Genomic DNA, 15,388 nt, shown 5'->3' on the forward strand with positions numbered 1-15,388 from the left:
AGCCCGGCCGCCGGTGACGACGCCCTGGACCAACCGGGAGCCCGGCCGTCGGCGGCGACGCCCCGGACCAACTGGGAGCCCGGCCGTCGGCGGCGACGCCCCGGACCATCGGCTCGACACAGCCGCCCCTGCCAGGACAGCTTGCGGAAATGGCCATTGAGCCCGCGTCGGCTACTGAGCCGGGTGGTTGGTCGTTCACGCTCCTGCTGCTCGGAGAACTTCGGCGGTGTCGTGGTGGGGGCCGTTGTCCGCCCACTCCAGGGGGGACCTGCCGGTGCCGTGGTCTTCGCGGAGGTGGGGATCGGAACCGTGCGCCAGCAGCTGCCGGACCGTTTCGGTGTGCCCCCAGCACGCGGCCGCGCACAGCGGGGTGCCCTCCGAGCCGGGGCCGCTGCTTTCCGCGTCGGGGGAGGCTCCGGCCTCCAGGAGCAGACGGGCCACTTCGGCCTCGCCCTGCACCGATGCCAAGTACAGCGGAGTGGTGCCGTCGCTGTCCCGGCGCTCGGGACTTGCTCCGGCGCGCAACAGGGTCTTCGTGTTCCCGGCGTCACCTGCCAGGATCGCCTCGAAGAGACGACGGGAGAGCTTCTTCTGCCTGCGTTGCTTCATGGCCGGCGAGGCTAGCGATCATGGCGAGTCGAAGCCATTCTTTTCCTTCGTCGATCGCCTCGCCCCACCTGGTCGGCGGCCGACGTCGAAACGGGCGCTGTGCGCGGGTGCGCGCGGACAGCGGAAGGTTCGGTTCCGAAAGTGTGATGATGAGGGCATGGGGTCCTCCGAGCCGTTCAACGTCCTCTCCCTTCGCCACGTCCCCGCGCATCCGGAGTCATGGCGGGCGGCGGCGCGGATCCGCTTGTCGGTCGACGGAGTGGACGTCGTGGAGACGATCCACCCCGACAGCGATTCCAGCCTCTTCCACGAGATGCTGATCGGCCCGCCCGAAACGTGGCCGCTGAGGGCTCGCGGCGAACCGTCGCGGGTCGAGCTGTCGAACAATCACTGCGACACCGGATGCTGCGGCGGCGTCTTCGTGACCATCGAGCGGTCCGGCGGTCTGGTGGTGTGGACGTGGGAGAACACGGACGACATCCGGGTGCCGCTGCCACCGGACTCCCATTTCGACGCCGACCGGTACGACGCCGAGCTGGAGCGTTTCGTCGCCGACCACAGCTGGGAGGAGCCGGTCGACACCGCCGCACGCCTCTTGGCCCGGGAACTGGTCGCCCGCGACTGGCACCGGCGATGGAACTGCCCGACCCCGCCCCGGGGCTTCGGCGTCTCGGTCGGCGACCGGGGCGAGAAGGCCCACGTCACGATGCGGTTCCGCGTCGAGGATTCACTCCTCGCGACGGCGTTCCGCCACTACACCGTGCCCGTCACCGGGAACGAACCCGTCGAGGACCAGGTCCGCCGGTTCGCCGAACGCGTCGACACCTCCGACCCGCGCTCGGCCGCACAGCACGGCTGATCGGCTCCCGGACCGCTGAGCCCGGTGACAAGAAGGCTTCGCGCCCACATCGCACGGGTTTCACCGGGCATCAGGACAGTGTCGTCATCCCCGAGGAAACGGAGCATGCCGTGCCGAAGACGGAGCCTTCCCGAACAGGACGCGGGCGACAAGGCCCGCGGTGGCCCGTCCTTCTGGGCCTTCTGGCGGTCTGCTACGCCGTTGCCGCGCTCGGCGGGCTGGCCTCCGCGGACGCGGGCGACACCTACGACGCCCTGGACCGGCCCACCTGGGCCCCGCCCGGATGGCTTTTCGGACCCGTGTGGACCGTGCTGTACGGCACCATCGCCGTCGCCGCATGGCTGGTACTCCGAAACCCCCACGGACCCACGCGCACGGCCATGACCTGGTGGTCGGTCCAACTGCTCCTCAACCTCGCCTGGACCCCTCTCTTCTTCACCGCAGACGAGTACGGCCTGGCCTTCCTCGACATCTGCCTCCTCCTCGCGGCCCTCCTGACCACGATGGTCCTCTTCGCCCGCCACCGGAGGGCCGCCGCGCTCCTGCTCGTCCCCTACGCCCTGTGGGTGGCCTTCGCCTCGGCCCTCAACCTCGCGATCTGGCTCTCCAACACCTGACAGACCCGACACCGCCGCTCCGGAGCACCGGCTCCCCGGCCACTCCCGCGCATCCATGGGCGGGACCTCAGGAACGGTCCGAGGGAGTGCGGTGCTCACGGTCGCGATTGCGCCACCTCACAGCCACATAGGCCGTGAGGGCGAGGACGCTCAGGACGAGGACGGCTTTGGAGAGGAACCCCACGTACCTCTCCACCACGTTCCACTGGTCGCCCAGCCAGTAACCGGCCATGATCAAGGCCGCGTTCCAGATCAGGCTGCCGAGCGCGGTCAGCGTCACGAACAACGGCAGGGGCATCCGCTCCACCCCGGCCGGGGCGGAGACGAGGCTGCGGAAGACCGGCACCATGCGGCCGAGGAAGACCGCCTTGCTGCCGTGCCGGGCGAACCACTCCTCCGTACGCTCCAGGTCGGAGACCTTCACCAGTGGCAGCTTGGCCCAGAGGGCGCGCACGCGCTCACGCCCGAGCAGCATTCCGAGCCAGTAGAGCAGCAGGGCTCCCACGACGGATCCGAGGGTGGTCCAGAACATCGCCGAGAACAGCGTGAGCACGCCCTGCCCGGCCGCGAAGCCGGTCAGGGGGAGGATCACCTCGCTCGGCAGGGGCGGGAAGAGGTTCTCCAGCGCGACGGCCAGGCCGGCTCCAGGGCCTCCCAGAGCCTCGACGAGGTCCGACGCCCAGCCCGCGGGTCCGCCCGAGGGCTGCTGTGCCGCCGAGTGCGTGAGGTGGTGCATGGTGGCCTCCAAGCCGCCGGGTCCATCGGTCGCCCAGGTGTGCGCTCCTGCCTTCTCCTCGGCAGGAGACGCACCGGCCGATACGGTCCACGGCCCGGGAGTGCCTTCCCTGCTACCCGCTCCGCCGCCGTCTCCACCTCCGAGGACGGAACGGATGCGGACGCGTACCCCTGCGCAGGGCCACGCCACGCCGCGATCGTCCGTGGTGACACCGGCCCGGTCGGTCTGCCGGCCGCTCGGACCCGTCCAGCACCCGTACCCGTCCAGCACCCGTACCCTGCCGCCGTCAGTGCCCGCCGACCGGCAGGACGTCACTCTTCCGGTCGGCGTCGCCGGAGGCGCGGCGGTCCTGCGGGCGAGGAGCCGGGGACGGGGGAGGCTCCTGACGGCACGAATTCTTCCGAGGGGATGCATACACAGGGGAGGACGGGGAAGGCGGGTGTCACTTGTTGGACCGTGAAAGGCCGGCCTGTGTTGACACCTGATTCCCGCCTCCTCCGTTCCCTGCTCACCCGGTACGCCGATCTCCGCATCGCCGAAGCACGAGGTGAGAAGAGGGAGGGGCAACGACTGGAGGACGTCTCCTACACCCTGTGCGTGATGACCGGAACGAACCGGGTCGAAGACGCTCTGGCCGCCGCCGACAGTCTGCTGGCCGCTGCCCGTGTGACGAAGGTTCGCCCGCAGCCGTCCGCCGCCGACCTGCCGGTGACGGAGCTGGCCGCCTGACGGTCCGGCGGCCCTGCCTCCCTGCCGACGGCGAACCCCTCGGGGCGGACCGGCCGTCCTGGCTCACCGTCTGCCGGACGGGCCCTGGTCGGCCCACGTGCGTGGATGACCGGCCCGTGGAGGGAACCGCGGCCTGATCCCGTGGGTGGTCGGCCGATGACGGGGCTGCGGCGTCCGACGAGGACGACGTCGCGCCATGCCCCGTGGCGGCGGCCGATCCGTTCGCGGGTGCCGATGAGCGGATCGGTGCGAAGCCGCTCCGCCCCGGCACGGCGACCTATAGCTTGAGGAGGTCGGCGAGCGGCGCGGGGGAGGGGCGGACGCATGGGGCGGAACGATCCGGGGCTGTCGGGCTTCCCGGGCTCCTTGTTCATGACCGGCGTCGGCGGGGCCCCGCTGTACGCCGCCCTCAGCGACGGCCGCTGGATGCGACCTCGTGCCGAGAACGCCGACCGCGACCCGGCGGGTGACCCGTGACGGGTTCCGACGGGCGGATCCGCCCGGAGCCCCCGTCACTGCGGCACGGAGGTGTGGCCCCGCTGAGGGCAGGTCGGGATCCCTCGCGCATGGGCGGCTACGAACTCGTCGGCCGGCTCGGTTCCGGCGGCATGGGCCAGGTGTACCTGGCCCGGTCGGCGCGGGGCGACCTGGTGGCGGTCAAGGTGATCCACGAGGAGATCACGGGACACCCGGAGGCCCTGCCCCGGTTCCGGCGCGAAGCGGCCACCGTCCGGACGGTCCGTGACCCCCGCACCGCCCGTCTGGTCGACGCGTCGCTGGACGCGCCACCGTACTGGCTGGCCACCGAGTACGTGCCGGGACCCACGCTCCGCCAGTCGATCGGAGCGGACGGCCCCCTCCCGGCGGCACGGGTCCGGGCACTGGGCGCGGAGCTGGCCCGCGCCTTGGCGGGCGTCCACGCGCACGGCGTCACCCACCGGGACCTGAAGCCGCAGAACGTGATCCTCGGCCCCGACGGCCCGCGGCTGATCGACTTCGGCATCGCCCGCGGCACCGACGACACCCGGCTCACCGCGACCGGCACGGCGCCCGGCACCCCCGGCTTCACCGCACCGGAGATCCTGCTGCGCAACGACGTCTCCCCCGCGGCCGACGTGTTCGCGCTCGGCGCGACGATGGCGTACGCGCTGACCGGACGGCCCCCTTTCGGCGGCGGCGCCGCCGAGGCGGTCTCCTACCGCGCCGTCCACGAGGACGTCGACCTCGAAGGAGCGGCCGGCGACGACCCGGAACTCATCGCTCTGGTACGGGCCTGCGTGGCCAAGGACCCGGCCGAACGGCCTGCGCCGGCCCACGTCGCCGCTCGCTGCGAAGGCCCGGGCGACACCCTGCCCGCGTCCCTGCCCGCAGGGGTACCGCAACGGCGTTTTCCCCTGAGGAGGGCGGTGGCCGTGGCACTTCTGTCGGCGGTGATCGCCACCGCCGGCGTCACCACGACACGGTGGTGGGCACAGAACGGCGCCCAGGACGGCGCCCGGGTCCCGGAACCCGGCGGCGGAACGACCGGTACGAGTGCGGACGGATGGACCCTGGAAGGGAGCTGGAGCCTGGACGTCGGGCCGGAGCCGGCGCGGGACGGCGCCGCCGGGGACGTACGCTGGAAGCTCTCCACCGACGCCGAGGAGGCGCGGATGGGGATGGGGGACTGCGACCGTCCGTCCCGGGGACCCGCGCGGGGTTCGGCGTCGACGTCCGTCTCGTACCGCAGCGGCGCACGGACCGCGGACGTACGGCTGTCGGCGGAGGGCACCGGGCCGTACCGGGTCGTGGTGGGAGTGAAACCACCGGGGACCGAGGGATTCGGCCACACATCCGCACCGGTGCGCGTCAGCTCGAAACGTACGGCACTCGTCTACCCCGCCGACTTCGCCGGGGCGCCGGCGGTGACGGCGGCCGGTGACTGGACGGTCGTCGTCTACCACGCAGAAGGCGATGACCGGAGCCGATGGCGCCGCCTGGGCTGCACCGGCTTCCACGCTCGCTGACAGCACGCACGGTACTGGTTCCGACACCTCCGGGACCGGCCGGCGAAGACCCGGCGTACCCGTATGCGACCGAAGGCGGGAACCGGAAGGTGAGGGCCGCCTGAATGCGAAGGACATGGCAACGAACGTCTCACGGCGGACCGGCGCCTCCCGGACCGTCCGTCCCACCCCGTCTCCCGTCGATCCCCCGTGACGTGGCTTCAGGCAGGTCCCAGACCGGCTCCGGCCCGGCGGCGTCCGGCCGCCGCCAGGGCGTCCTTCACCTCGCGCACGACGCGGGCCGCGTCCGCGGGGTCGTTCACCACGTCCGTACGGTTCATGTCGACGACCAGGACGTCGCTGGCCGAGTAGTGGAGGTGGACCCAGTCGTCGTAGCCGGACCACAGCGTCCGGTAGTACTCGACGAGGCCCGCGTCCTGCTCGAAGTCGCGGCCCCTGAGCCCGATGCGGCGCAGCACCGTCTCGAAGTCGGCCCGCAGGTAGACCATGAGGTCGGGCGCCTTGCGGTAGGGCAGGCCGTCGATCTCGCGCATCATCTCGTCGAGCAGCCCCTCGTACACCCGCATCTCCAGGCTGCTGATGCGGCCGAGGTCGTGGTTGACCTTGGCGAAGTACCAGTCCTCGTAGATCGAGCGGTCCAGGACGTTGTTCTCCTGCTTGTACGCCTGCTTGATCGAGGCGAACCGCGTCTGGAGGAAGTAGAGCTGGAGCAGGAACGGATAGCGCTTCGCCCGGATCTCCTCGGGCGTCGCCGTGTAGAAGAGCGGGAGGATCGGGTTGTCGTCCACGCTCTCGTAGAAGACCTCGCTCCCCAGTTCCCTGGCGAGCAGCTCGGCGACGCTCGTCTTGCCGATACCGATCATGCCGCCGACGCAGATCACTGCCATTCCTCACTTCTCCCCTGGCCTCCCGCACCCCGCGGGCGCACGAGCGGCCGGTGCACCACCAGCCTCGCCAACACTACATCTGGGCGGACGGTGCTCCCGCCATCCCAGATGTGGGGGAGAGGGGGAGCGCAGGAGGCGATCCGGGCGAGAGGTCGGACACGGGCGAGGACGAGTCCCGGGCGTCGGCCGACACCGTCCGCGAGGCCACGGCCCGGCCCGCGGCGATCGAACAGATCAGGAGCACGAACCGGGGAGGACCTGAACGGATTCGCCGTCTCTTTCCTCCACGCCGGCCGGCTGCCCTGCGCACGAGCCGGTCAGTCTTTCGGATCGAGACGGTCGCGCTCCAGTCTCCGTTCGCGCAGGCGGTCCCGGTAGTCGGTGGGCTTGGTGATCGGCCGCTCGGCCTTGTCGTACTTCTCGCGCACCTTCCCGATGTGGGTGGCCACCGTGCTGGGCGAGCAGTCGAGGCGGCGCGCGATGGCTTTGTGGGTCATGCCGGTGCCGACCATCTCCAGGATCTCCAGCTCGCGGGGTGACAGGTGCGGCCGGTTGGGCCGCTTGTCGTGCCTGAGGTGGTAGGCGTGATCGGCGGTGGTGGGCACCTTGCCGGCGTGTACGTCACGGACGATCGAGACGAGGGCTTCCAGGCGGTTGCTCTTGTGGAGGTAGGCGACAGCACCCGCTTCGGTCACCTCCTCGACGTAGCTGTTCTGCGCCAGGACGGTGACGACGACGACCTGATGGCCCGCGTCGATCAGAGCGGTCACGTTGTCCGCGGGCAGGGTGCCGTTGTTCAGGTGGAGATCGAGGGTGACGATCCTCGGGCGGACGGCTCCTTGCAGGAACTCTTCCACCGAGGCGGCCGTCGTGACCATGCGCACCTCGCTCTTCGCCTCCAGCCAGACGGCCTTGCTCTGCAGGTCCATCAGGGCGTCGTCGATACCGGCGATCTCTATCACGGGGTCCATGTCATCTCCACAATGGTTCCTTCTCCGGGCGCGCTGTCGATGAAGGCCTTGCCGCCGATGCCTGCCACCGGTTCCAGGATCGAGCGTCGCGCACCGAAACCGGGAGGCGTGGTGCCGGCGGCGAATCCCACCCCGTGGTCGACGACGGTCACCTTGATCCCGCCGGGTTCCAGGAGGGCCGCGGTCACCCTGGCCTCATCGGTGCGCGCGTACTTGACGATGTTGTTCAACGCCTCACGGGTGGCGCCGGTCAGCACCTCGACCACCTCGGCGGGCAGATCCGGCAGACGGCTGTCGAACTTGGTGATCACCTGATGGAGCTCCTTCTGCGCGGGATGGTCCTGGACCATCACCGCCAGGGCCTGAACAACGGATGCGACGGTTCCGTCGGGCCGGGCGGCCAGCACGGTGGCTCGCTGCGCCTCGGCCTCGGCACCGCAGATGCGCCGCACTTCATCGAGGCCGCTTCCGCGGGCGCCCTGCGCTATGCCTTCCAGCGTCTGGAGCACCGTGTCGTGCAGGTGGCGGATCTGACGCTCGCGTTCCGACGCCCTTTCGGCCCTGCCCCGCTCCACCGCGGTCTCCGCCGCGGCACGGTCCGCTCCTCCCGCGGTCTCGAACAGGAGCTTGCCGGTGATGCCCGCCACGCCGGCGAACAGGGCCATCATCACGCTGTTGGAGAGCAGCTCCGTCGAGCTCTCCGTACCGAGCGCGGGCCATGCGCCCACCACCCACGCGCCGACGACCAGCACCACCGCCGGCACCCTGTAACGGCCGCCGTAGATCGCCGCCGTCACCGTCACACCGCACAGCGGAGGGATCACCCAGTTCGTGATCGACGCGGCTTCCACGGGCGGATAGGACCGGCTGACCACGATCGCGTAGACCACGGCCAGCACCACATCGGCACACACCCAACGCGCCGACAGGGTGTCGCGTTTGACCGCGACCGTGAACAGCGCCACGGAGAAGAGCGCGGCGACGACGTATCCCGCGAGCACCTGTGGAGCGAACCGGCCGGGGCCGCCGTCGGTGAAGGGCACCCAGATCCACAGGAGGAACTGGACCCCTCGGAGCCATGCCAATGCACGGATGATCATGCGTTGAGTCCGTTTCAGAGCGGTTTCCGCAGACGCGGTCTGTAAGGCCATGCCTCACTCTGGCACCCGCCCGGACCACGCGGCATCGTCTCTTCATCCACCCCCGGACGGCGACCACCAAGGCCCCGTGGCGCTGTGGATGATGGAGCATCAGGCGACTAGGCCACCCGAAACCACATTCGTAGCGTCGACCACGCCGACAGTCACCGCACCCGACTGACGGGCTCAGGAAGGCACGACCTACCCCCGGGAGACCATGATGTCTTCGCTTCTCACCCGAGCCCTGCTGATCTCCATCGCCCTGTTGATCGGCCTGGTGGCCGCCCTGGCCGCCGGCATCCTGGCGCGCCTCGGAGGCACCTCGTACACGGACGCCGTATCCCGTGGTGGAGCGGCCTTCGTCGTCACCACACCGCTCGCTGTTCTCCTCATGGACGCCGCAGGGATGTTCACACCGCAGTAACCCCCGTCCCTCCGCATACGGCAACCCGAATGCCCACCGAAGAACGGCACAGGTATGCGCCACTGAGCCCTCGGGCGCCAGCCCCCGAGGGCCTGACGGATGTCCGCCGGCCGGAGGTCCTGCCGGGCCGGGAGGCAGCCGAGGCGGTCCCGCCACTGCTCGTCGGCGCACGCGTACGGGAAGGCGCACAGGACCTCGGCGCCGGCGGCCGCGACGGGCGAGCTGCCCACCAGGGCCGACCGGTTGTGGCGTCCCACCGGACGAGGAGCCGGTGGGACGGGTCGGGCGCGCCGTTAAACGACTCGACATCGAGCGTGATGATCGGGGACGCTTCGCGCGATGACAAGAATCGACGACACACCGCCCGCGTGGGACGAGCGCACCCAGCTCACCACGTTTCTCGACTACGCCCGTGGCACCGCCCGCGCCAAGTGCGAAGGCGTCTCTGCGGAGAACGCCCGCAAGGCGCTCCTGCCGGGCTCACCGCTGATGACCATGAGCGGAGTGATCAACCACCTCCGCTGGGTCGAGTACCACTGGTTCCAGGTGGTCTTCCTCGGGGAGGAGGACCAGGGGCCCTGGACCGATGAGGACCCCGACCGCGAGATGCGGATCGCCGTCGACTTCCCGCTCACGCAGCTCCTCGACGAATACGCCGAACAGAGCGCCCGCTACCGCGAACTGGTCGCCGGGAGCGACCTGGACAAGCAGGCCCAGGGCACCGTCCGCAACGGTCTCCACGTCGACCTGCGCTGGATCCTCCTCCACCTCACCGAGGAGACCGCCCGTCACAACGGCCACCTGGACATCCTGCGCGAGATGCTTGATGGCACGACCGGCCACTAGATCCGCTGGGGATCACGGACGGAGCCGAAGTGGGATCGAGGCGACGGTGACGGTGCCGGTGCCGGTGGCGTGGAAGACGCGCACCTCGCCGTCGACGCCATCGACGAGTGCTTCACGACCGAGAGCCGTCGGCGGAACTTCCTCGGTGCGGCGACTAGGGTCATGCGTATGAGCCAGACTCCCGTCGACCCCGTCGCGCACAACCGCCTCGCCTGGGACCGTGAGGTGGAGAGGGGCAACGAGTGGTCGCGCCCCGTCGGCCCCGAAGTGATCGCAAAGGCGCGGGCCGGCCAGTGGTCCATCGTCCTGATCGGGTACGAGCCGGTCGACCCGGCCTGGTTCCCGCCGGAGATCGCCGGTCGCGACGTGCTCTGCCTCGCCTCCGGCGGCGGGCAGCAGGGTCCGGTCCTGGCCGCTGCGGGCGCGCGGGTGACCGTCTTCGACAACTCGCCCCGCCAACTGGCGCAGGACGAGACGGTCGCAGCGCGGGAGGGGCTCGACCTGCGCACCGTACTCGGTGACGCGCGCGACCTGAGCCCGTTCCCGGACGCCTCCTTCGACCTCGTCGTCCACCCGGTCTCCAACCTGTTCATCCCGGAGCTTGCGCCGGTCTGGCGCGAGTGCCACCGCGTGCTGCGCCCCGGCGGAACGCTGCTGTCCGGTTTCCTCAACCCGGACGTCTACCTCTTCGACGCCGAGTCCTCGGAAGCACGCAACGAGCTGGTGGTGCGCCACCGCCTGCCCTACAGCGACCTCACCCACCTGGAGCCCGCCGAGCGGGAACGGCTGTGGGGCCTCGACGCGCCGGTGGAATACAGCCACACGCTCACCGAGCAGATCGGTGGACAGATCGCGGCGGGCTTCGCCATCACCGGCTTCGCCGAGGCGCCGCACCACTCGGACGCCACCGCAGGCTGGCTTCCCGGCTACTTCGCCACGAAAGCGGTCAAGGCCGGCACCGGTCACTGACCCTCTCCCGGCCGGCCCGGGCCATCAGTGGGACCGGCAGACGGCTGGGGCGGGTGGGCAACGACCCTGCTGATGCACAGACCGCGAAGGTTCCGGCCTCGGCACCCCCGCGTCGCTCGTCGTGTCGGCAACCGTGGGGCACCCGCACCATGGCGACGGGGAAGAGACGACAAGCGGGGCCGGTGTGACGGTGGAGGTCGGCGGTGTGATCGACGCCGTCTCGGGTAGCGGGTGGTCATGTTCAAACATCGACGTGTACGGGTCGCGTGTGTGCTGCTGGTCGGATGGGTGGCGCTGACCCTGGTGGAATGGCGGGCGGAGCAGGCCCCCTGGCGTACGGCTGTGGTAAGCGGGTTCCTGATGGCGTGTGTGGTGGCGGGGACGTGGTGGTTTGCCGAGATGACGCAGGGCCTGTCCTCGCGAACGCGCAGGAGGCGTCGAGCGGTCGGGCCCTCCGCCGACGACCGCTCCGGTGAAGGGACAAGGCACGCGCACCCCGCCGGCGTGTCCGCCGGCGGGGCCGAGGACGACACGCGTCGTTAAGGGTCTTCGGCGTCATCCCTCGGGAATGAGGGGGGGCTGGATGATCGACGTGAACCGCGTGGGGCTCATTTGTGCGGCGAACTTCAGCGACGCCCTGGTCGGGGCAGACGTGTCGAATCCGGGCCGCTGTGCATGTCCTCACCGCCTGAGCCCCAGACCGGCGGGACCTGTGACGGTGGGCGGCACAGCCGGACAGCGGACGGACGCGCTCCCTGCCGTCGGAACGCACCCGAACCGCGTCGCCCAGCGGGGCGTCACCTTTCTCCCGTCAGAATCCGGTCGAGGACCCCCGTGAGCCGTGCGCCCGCGCGGTCGGTCCCCCGGCGCCCCCGCTTCGCATCCGTCGAGGCCTTCTCCAGCCGCAGCCGCGCCGTACGTCCGCGCAGTGTCAGCGTCATCAACTGGTTGCCGAACCACGGTCCACCGGTGTGCTCCCACCGGACCGCCGGCCTCGCGACCCGTCCGTGGCGGGCGAGGAGGTGCCCGATCCCCCTGGCGAACCGGCTCCAGCCGAAACGGAACCCGACCCTTATGGGCGTGGGCACCGAATTGTGCAGCGGCGAGCAGGTGAACTGGAAGACGCGGGAATCCGGCTGCCGCCCATCGGCCCAGACGGGCTCCGCCACGTACCCGTGGTGCACGTCCCCGGAGAGCACGCACACCGTCGCCGGGGCGGCGTCGCCCCTCCCCACCTCCGCAACCGTCTCCGTCAACCTTTCGAACGACGAGGTGAACGCCGCCCAGTGCTCCAGGTCGGCCCGTCGACGCAGCCACTCGCCGAAGCGCGCCCAGCGCGGGCCGCGTTCACCGCGGCAGAGCGCCGCGTGCCAGCCCTCCGCGAAGTGGACCATCGGAGGCAGCAACCATGGCAGCGAGGTCCCGATCAGCAGGTGGTCGACGCCGTCGGGGTCCTCGAACGCCTGCGTCCGCAGCCAGGTCGCCTCCTCCGCGTCCAGCATCGCCCGGTGCTGCTCCTCCAGCACCCGCGCGGCCCGGGTGTCGACCATCAGCAACCGGGTGCGACCGAAGTCCCTGCGGTAGCTCCACCGCACCGTCGTCGGATCGGCGTCGGCGCGTTCGGCGAACGCGCGCAGCACCTCCGTTCCGTCGTCGGCCGCCAGCACCGCCGCGTACAGCTTGTCCTCGGCGAGCTCGGCGGGGGAGAGGTTCCCCAGGTGCTGGTAGACCCAGTACGTCATCAGGCCGCCGGTGATCCGTTCGTGCCACCAGGGTGTCGCCCGCATGTCGGCCACCCAGGCGGCACTGGTGTTCCAGTCGTCGATCACGTCGTGGTCGTCGAAGATCATGCACGTCGGCACGGTCGAGAACAGCCAGCGCAGCTCGGGATCGCCCCAGGACTCGTCGTAGAGGTGGGTGTACTCCTCGTAGTCGGCGACCTGGTCCGGCGGAGCGGCCGAGCCCGTACCGGCGGCCTGCCGGTGCCGGGCGATCCAGTCGCGCGTACCGGCGGACGTCTCGTCCGCGTACACCTGGTCGCCCAGGAGGAGGAGAACGTCCGGGCGCTCGGCCTCCGGGTCGGCGGCGAGCCGGGCGGCGAGGGTGTCGAGGACGTCGGGACCCACCGGGTCGGACTCGTCCACGGCGGGAGCCGCCCACCGGCACGAGCCGAAGGCGACCACCGCGCCGGTCGCCGGGACCGGTGGCGTGCGGATGGTGCTGGGCGGCAGGGACGAGTCCGCGAGGGGCCACGCCCGCTCGTCATCGAGCAGCACCTCGTAGGCGGTGGTGGAGCCGGGGGCGAGCCCGGTCACGACCACCAGCGCGTAGTGGTGGCCGGCGACGAGGAACGTCGGAGCCGAACCCCCGGCGCCGTCCGGGCACCGGACCTCCACCGTGCACGGCTGGTCCGTCTCGACCCACACCGTCGCGCTCGTGCCCGACTCCCAGTCCACATGACGCAGGAGCGGCCCCAGCCTCAGACCGGCCATTTCGAGTTCCTCCCGGTGCCTCGTACAGTACGGAACAGCAGATCCGTACAGTACGGAACGCCGACGGGAACCACGCCGTTCCGAAGCCGATCGATGTCGTTCAGCCCCACGACCGTGATGGGGGTCCGCCCTCACCGGATCTTGCCCGGAGCAGGAACGAGGCGGGGCTGACCACTGCTTCGTAGGACGTGGCGGTCTTCTCGTATCCGGTGGCGACGCCGCGGAAACCTTCGAGGTGGTCGGCGCGGTGCTCGAAGGTGTCGCGCCCGTGGCGGTGCTGCTCGGCGAACTCTCGAAGGCGTCGGACGGAAGCCTCGCGCTCGTCTTCGCCTACGAGGGTCGGGGCCACGAGGCCGGGTCGGGAGGGCTGGTGGGCGGCGACCCGACCTGCCGGACGCGACCGGTCGGCGTCAGGGCGCAGAGGTGGGACGGGTACGGGGGCGTTCGGTGGACAGCACCGCCCACACGCGACGGCCGTCGGCGGAGGCGTCGGTGCCGCAGCTGGCGGTGCCGGGGACGGCGGCGAGGTCGGCGAGGACCGCCTCGTCGGGTTCGGACCCGGTGTGGCTGAGGACGGCGATGAGGAGCATGTCGTCCTGGTCGGCGAGGTGGACGCTGATGCGTCGGCCGTGGTCGGCGGTGGCGGCGTCGACCAGGAGACGAACGGTCGCTGCGAGGTTTTCGTCGTCGGGGTGGGCATAACCCCAGGTGCGGACGGTGCCGGTGACCTTGTTGACGGCCTGGGCGGCGGTCCACGGGTAGGCTGTGAGCGCCCAGTTCGCGGCGCGCCGGGCCCTCACGGTCATCCGGGGCCGACGGGCCTGTACGCGGCTCTGTCCGGGGCCGGGAAGCGGCAGGGAGGTGGTGACGGGCTTCGTCGACGGCCTCGGTCGCGGGGGCTCGACCGGCTTCTTCTGCGGGGGCGGGGTGCGGGGCGGGTAGGCTGGCGGCACCTTGGGCCCCTTGTCGTCCATGGGCAGCGGTTCGTTCACGACAGCCTCCTCGCGTTCCCGACCATCCTGACAGCCGACACCTGCCCGACGGGGTTGATTCGGTGGGTTGTCCAGGCGGATGACTGCGCCGCCCGGGGTGCTCCGTGTCCGGGGTGCTCCGTGTCCGGGGTCCCGGCACGGCGAGCAGCCTGCGGACAGGACTGTTGGCGTACGTACGTCCGTACGGACGCGTGCGGGGGTTGCTGTAGTGGGGGACGTCGCCGGTGACCGCGGCGCCGGCGGCGACGATCGCGCCGTGATCGATGCGTGCGCCGGACATGGCCGTGGTGCCGTGGCCGAACCGCACGTCGTCTCCGATGCCCGTATCGCCGGTCGCGCGGACGTAGCGGCCTTTGCCTGACGTCCACAGGCCGACGGCGAGTCCGGGGACACGGGCCTGCCTGCGGACGTCCTCGACGGTCTTGTCGAGCCGGGCGGTCGGCGCGGGGCCCAAGCCGTCCGCGGGGCAGCCGTTGCCGCCGTGCGGGCCGGCGGCCGTGCGGGGGAGTGCGGGGCCGGGACGGTCGTGGCGGGAACGGTGGCCGGCGGGGCCGACACGGACACCGCGAGCAGCGTGAACGGGCGCTTCGCTCGCAGCCGGTGGTTTACCAGGGTGGTGGGCCGTCGTCTCACCAGGCGGGGCGGATCGGCCCCGGCGGTGCGAGGAACGTCAGGTCGGCGACGAGTTCGCCGAAGCGTGCCTGGCCCAGTGCTTCTCGCCACGGTGCGACGGCGGCCCGGGCTGCCCGGTCGGCGGCGCGCGTAGCGGCCCAGCCGGTCTCGGTCAGTCCCAGGAGGCGGGCGCGGGCATCGTGCGGGTGCGGATGCCGTTCTACGTACCCCTTCCGGACCAGCTCCTCGACCAGCTGGGCCGCGGCCTGCTTGGTCACCCCCAGGTGCTCGGCCAGGTCGGCCGTGGTGGCGCCGCCCGTGGAGATGCGGGCGAAGGCGAAGCCGTGCGCGGGGCGCAGGTCCTCGAATCCCTGCCGGGACACGCTGGTGTGGATCTCCTGCACCAGGTGTCCGGAGAGTGCCAGCACGAGTGCGGAGAAGGCCAGGGCGTCATCCATGGGCTTGACTATAACTCGTCAAGCCGCTTGTCTATATAGACA

Annotated in this window: 16 protein-coding genes; 8 read left to right on the forward strand and 8 right to left on the reverse strand. The window is 71.0% G+C overall.

Annotated elements, in window-relative coordinates; genetic code table 11:
• Window positions 1-195 precede the first annotated feature (195 nt).
• The gene (locus ACIQKA_RS06320; protein ID WP_391095197.1) at window positions 196-609 is read right to left on the reverse strand and encodes an ankyrin repeat domain-containing protein; all 414 of its coding nucleotides are present in this window, start codon (window positions 607-609) and stop codon (window positions 196-198) included.
• 157 nt (window positions 610-766) lie between these two features.
• Between ACIQKA_RS06320 and ACIQKA_RS06325 the strand changes: the two genes are divergently transcribed.
• Both ACIQKA_RS06325 and ACIQKA_RS06330 read left to right on the forward strand, forming a co-directional pair.
• On the forward strand, window positions 767-1,468 hold the full coding sequence (locus ACIQKA_RS06325; RefSeq protein WP_391095198.1) for a hypothetical protein: 702 nt from the start codon (window positions 767-769) through the stop codon (window positions 1,466-1,468).
• A 110-nt stretch (window positions 1,469-1,578) separates the two neighbouring features.
• Window positions 1,579-2,085, forward strand: a complete 507-nt coding sequence (locus tag ACIQKA_RS06330; RefSeq protein WP_383430147.1) for a TspO/MBR family protein — start codon at window positions 1,579-1,581, stop codon at window positions 2,083-2,085.
• Window positions 2,086-2,152: 67 nt separating this feature from the next.
• Here ACIQKA_RS06330 and ACIQKA_RS06335 read toward each other — a convergent pair whose 3' ends face one another.
• Entirely contained in the window at window positions 2,153-2,821 is a 669-nt protein-coding gene (locus ACIQKA_RS06335; RefSeq protein ID WP_383152010.1) for a DedA family protein, read from the reverse strand.
• 408 nt (window positions 2,822-3,229) lie between these two features.
• Here ACIQKA_RS06335 and ACIQKA_RS06340 point away from each other — a divergent pair, with 408 nt between their 5' ends.
• The 3 genes from ACIQKA_RS06340 (at window position 3,230) to ACIQKA_RS06350 (ending at window position 5,556) form a co-directional block, all read left to right on the forward strand.
• Window positions 3,230-3,550 (forward strand): DUF5133 domain-containing protein, encoded by a 321-nt coding sequence (locus ACIQKA_RS06340; RefSeq protein ID WP_402540151.1) that lies wholly within the window; start codon window positions 3,230-3,232, stop codon window positions 3,548-3,550.
• A gap of 324 nt (window positions 3,551-3,874) precedes the next feature.
• Window positions 3,875-4,027 carry a hypothetical protein gene (locus ACIQKA_RS06345; RefSeq protein WP_402540153.1) on the forward strand — a complete coding sequence of 51 codons (153 nt, stop codon included), beginning with the start codon at window positions 3,875-3,877 and terminating at the stop codon, window positions 4,025-4,027.
• Window positions 4,028-4,116: 89 nt separating this feature from the next.
• A complete protein-coding gene (locus tag ACIQKA_RS06350; protein ID WP_402540155.1) occupies window positions 4,117-5,556 on the forward strand; it encodes a protein kinase in 1,440 nt (479 codons plus the stop codon).
• Between the two features lie 200 nt (window positions 5,557-5,756).
• On the opposite strand, the gene ACIQKA_RS06355 is transcribed toward ACIQKA_RS06350, so the two are convergent.
• From ACIQKA_RS06355 to ACIQKA_RS06365, 3 genes are all read right to left on the reverse strand, one after another.
• On the reverse strand, window positions 5,757-6,443 hold the full coding sequence (locus ACIQKA_RS06355) for a deoxynucleoside kinase (protein WP_383151929.1): 687 nt from the start codon (window positions 6,441-6,443) through the stop codon (window positions 5,757-5,759).
• 317 nt (window positions 6,444-6,760) lie between these two features.
• Window positions 6,761-7,414 (reverse strand): LuxR C-terminal-related transcriptional regulator, encoded by a 654-nt coding sequence (locus ACIQKA_RS06360; protein WP_402540157.1) that lies wholly within the window; start codon window positions 7,412-7,414, stop codon window positions 6,761-6,763.
• Window positions 7,402-8,514 (reverse strand): sensor histidine kinase, encoded by a 1,113-nt coding sequence (locus ACIQKA_RS06365; RefSeq protein WP_402540159.1) that lies wholly within the window; start codon window positions 8,512-8,514, stop codon window positions 7,402-7,404. Before ACIQKA_RS06365 ends, ACIQKA_RS06360 begins: the two co-directional genes overlap by 13 nt.
• Before the next feature lie 256 nt (window positions 8,515-8,770).
• On the opposite strand from ACIQKA_RS06365, the gene ACIQKA_RS06370 reads away from it, so the two are divergent.
• From ACIQKA_RS06370 to ACIQKA_RS06380, 3 genes are all read left to right on the forward strand, one after another.
• On the forward strand, window positions 8,771-8,977 hold the full coding sequence (locus tag ACIQKA_RS06370) for a hypothetical protein (protein WP_391095208.1): 207 nt from the start codon (window positions 8,771-8,773) through the stop codon (window positions 8,975-8,977).
• Window positions 8,978-9,316: 339 nt separating this feature from the next.
• Window positions 9,317-9,823 carry a DinB family protein gene (locus ACIQKA_RS06375; RefSeq protein WP_383444136.1) on the forward strand — a complete coding sequence of 169 codons (507 nt, stop codon included), beginning with the start codon at window positions 9,317-9,319 and terminating at the stop codon, window positions 9,821-9,823.
• A 168-nt stretch (window positions 9,824-9,991) separates the two neighbouring features.
• Entirely contained in the window at window positions 9,992-10,792 is an 801-nt protein-coding gene (locus ACIQKA_RS06380; RefSeq protein ID WP_402540160.1) for a class I SAM-dependent methyltransferase, read from the forward strand.
• A 797-nt stretch (window positions 10,793-11,589) separates the two neighbouring features.
• On the opposite strand, the gene ACIQKA_RS06385 is transcribed toward ACIQKA_RS06380, so the two are convergent.
• The 3 genes from ACIQKA_RS06385 to ACIQKA_RS06395 all read right to left on the reverse strand — a co-directional run bounded on the left by ACIQKA_RS06385 (window position 11,590) and on the right by ACIQKA_RS06395 (window position 15,346).
• Window positions 11,590-13,284, reverse strand: a complete 1,695-nt coding sequence (locus ACIQKA_RS06385) for an alkaline phosphatase D family protein (RefSeq protein ID WP_402540161.1) — start codon at window positions 13,282-13,284, stop codon at window positions 11,590-11,592.
• Window positions 13,285-13,694: 410 nt separating this feature from the next.
• Window positions 13,695-14,276, reverse strand: a complete 582-nt coding sequence (locus tag ACIQKA_RS06390; RefSeq protein ID WP_402540162.1) for a hypothetical protein — start codon at window positions 14,274-14,276, stop codon at window positions 13,695-13,697.
• Window positions 14,277-14,905: 629 nt separating this feature from the next.
• Window positions 14,906-15,346: a MarR family winged helix-turn-helix transcriptional regulator gene (locus ACIQKA_RS06395; protein ID WP_402540163.1), complete on the reverse strand. Its 441-nt coding sequence runs from the start codon at window positions 15,344-15,346 to the stop codon at window positions 14,906-14,908.
• Window positions 15,347-15,388: the final 42 nt, after the last annotated feature.

The sequence above is a fragment of the Streptomyces sp. NPDC092045 genome (assembly GCF_044756005.1).
Taxonomy (GTDB): domain Bacteria; phylum Actinomycetota; class Actinomycetes; order Streptomycetales; family Streptomycetaceae; genus Streptomyces.

Coding starts and splice junctions, on each gene's coding strand:
- ACIQKA_RS06320 (WP_391095197.1), bottom strand. CDS start 609: ATGAAGCAACGCAGGCAGAAGAAGCTCTCCCGTCGTCTCTTCGAGGCG.
- ACIQKA_RS06325 (WP_391095198.1), top strand. CDS start 767: ATGGGGTCCTCCGAGCCGTTCAACGTCCTCTCCCTTCGCCACGTCCCC.
- ACIQKA_RS06335 (WP_383152010.1), bottom strand. CDS start 2,821: ATGCACCACCTCACGCACTCGGCGGCACAGCAGCCCTCGGGCGGACCC.
- ACIQKA_RS06340 (WP_402540151.1), top strand. CDS start 3,230: ATGCATACACAGGGGAGGACGGGGAAGGCGGGTGTCACTTGTTGGACC.
- ACIQKA_RS06345 (WP_402540153.1), top strand. CDS start 3,875: ATGGGGCGGAACGATCCGGGGCTGTCGGGCTTCCCGGGCTCCTTGTTC.
- ACIQKA_RS06350 (WP_402540155.1), top strand. CDS start 4,117: ATGGGCGGCTACGAACTCGTCGGCCGGCTCGGTTCCGGCGGCATGGGC.
- ACIQKA_RS06355 (WP_383151929.1), bottom strand. CDS start 6,443: ATGGCAGTGATCTGCGTCGGCGGCATGATCGGTATCGGCAAGACGAGC.
- ACIQKA_RS06360 (WP_402540157.1), bottom strand. CDS start 7,414: ATGGACCCCGTGATAGAGATCGCCGGTATCGACGACGCCCTGATGGAC.
- ACIQKA_RS06365 (WP_402540159.1), bottom strand. CDS start 8,514: ATGATCATCCGTGCATTGGCATGGCTCCGAGGGGTCCAGTTCCTCCTG.
- ACIQKA_RS06370 (WP_391095208.1), top strand. CDS start 8,771: ATGATGTCTTCGCTTCTCACCCGAGCCCTGCTGATCTCCATCGCCCTG.
- ACIQKA_RS06375 (WP_383444136.1), top strand. CDS start 9,317: ATGACAAGAATCGACGACACACCGCCCGCGTGGGACGAGCGCACCCAG.
- ACIQKA_RS06380 (WP_402540160.1), top strand. CDS start 9,992: ATGAGCCAGACTCCCGTCGACCCCGTCGCGCACAACCGCCTCGCCTGG.
- ACIQKA_RS06385 (WP_402540161.1), bottom strand. CDS start 13,284: ATGGCCGGTCTGAGGCTGGGGCCGCTCCTGCGTCATGTGGACTGGGAG.
- ACIQKA_RS06395 (WP_402540163.1), bottom strand. CDS start 15,346: ATGGATGACGCCCTGGCCTTCTCCGCACTCGTGCTGGCACTCTCCGGA.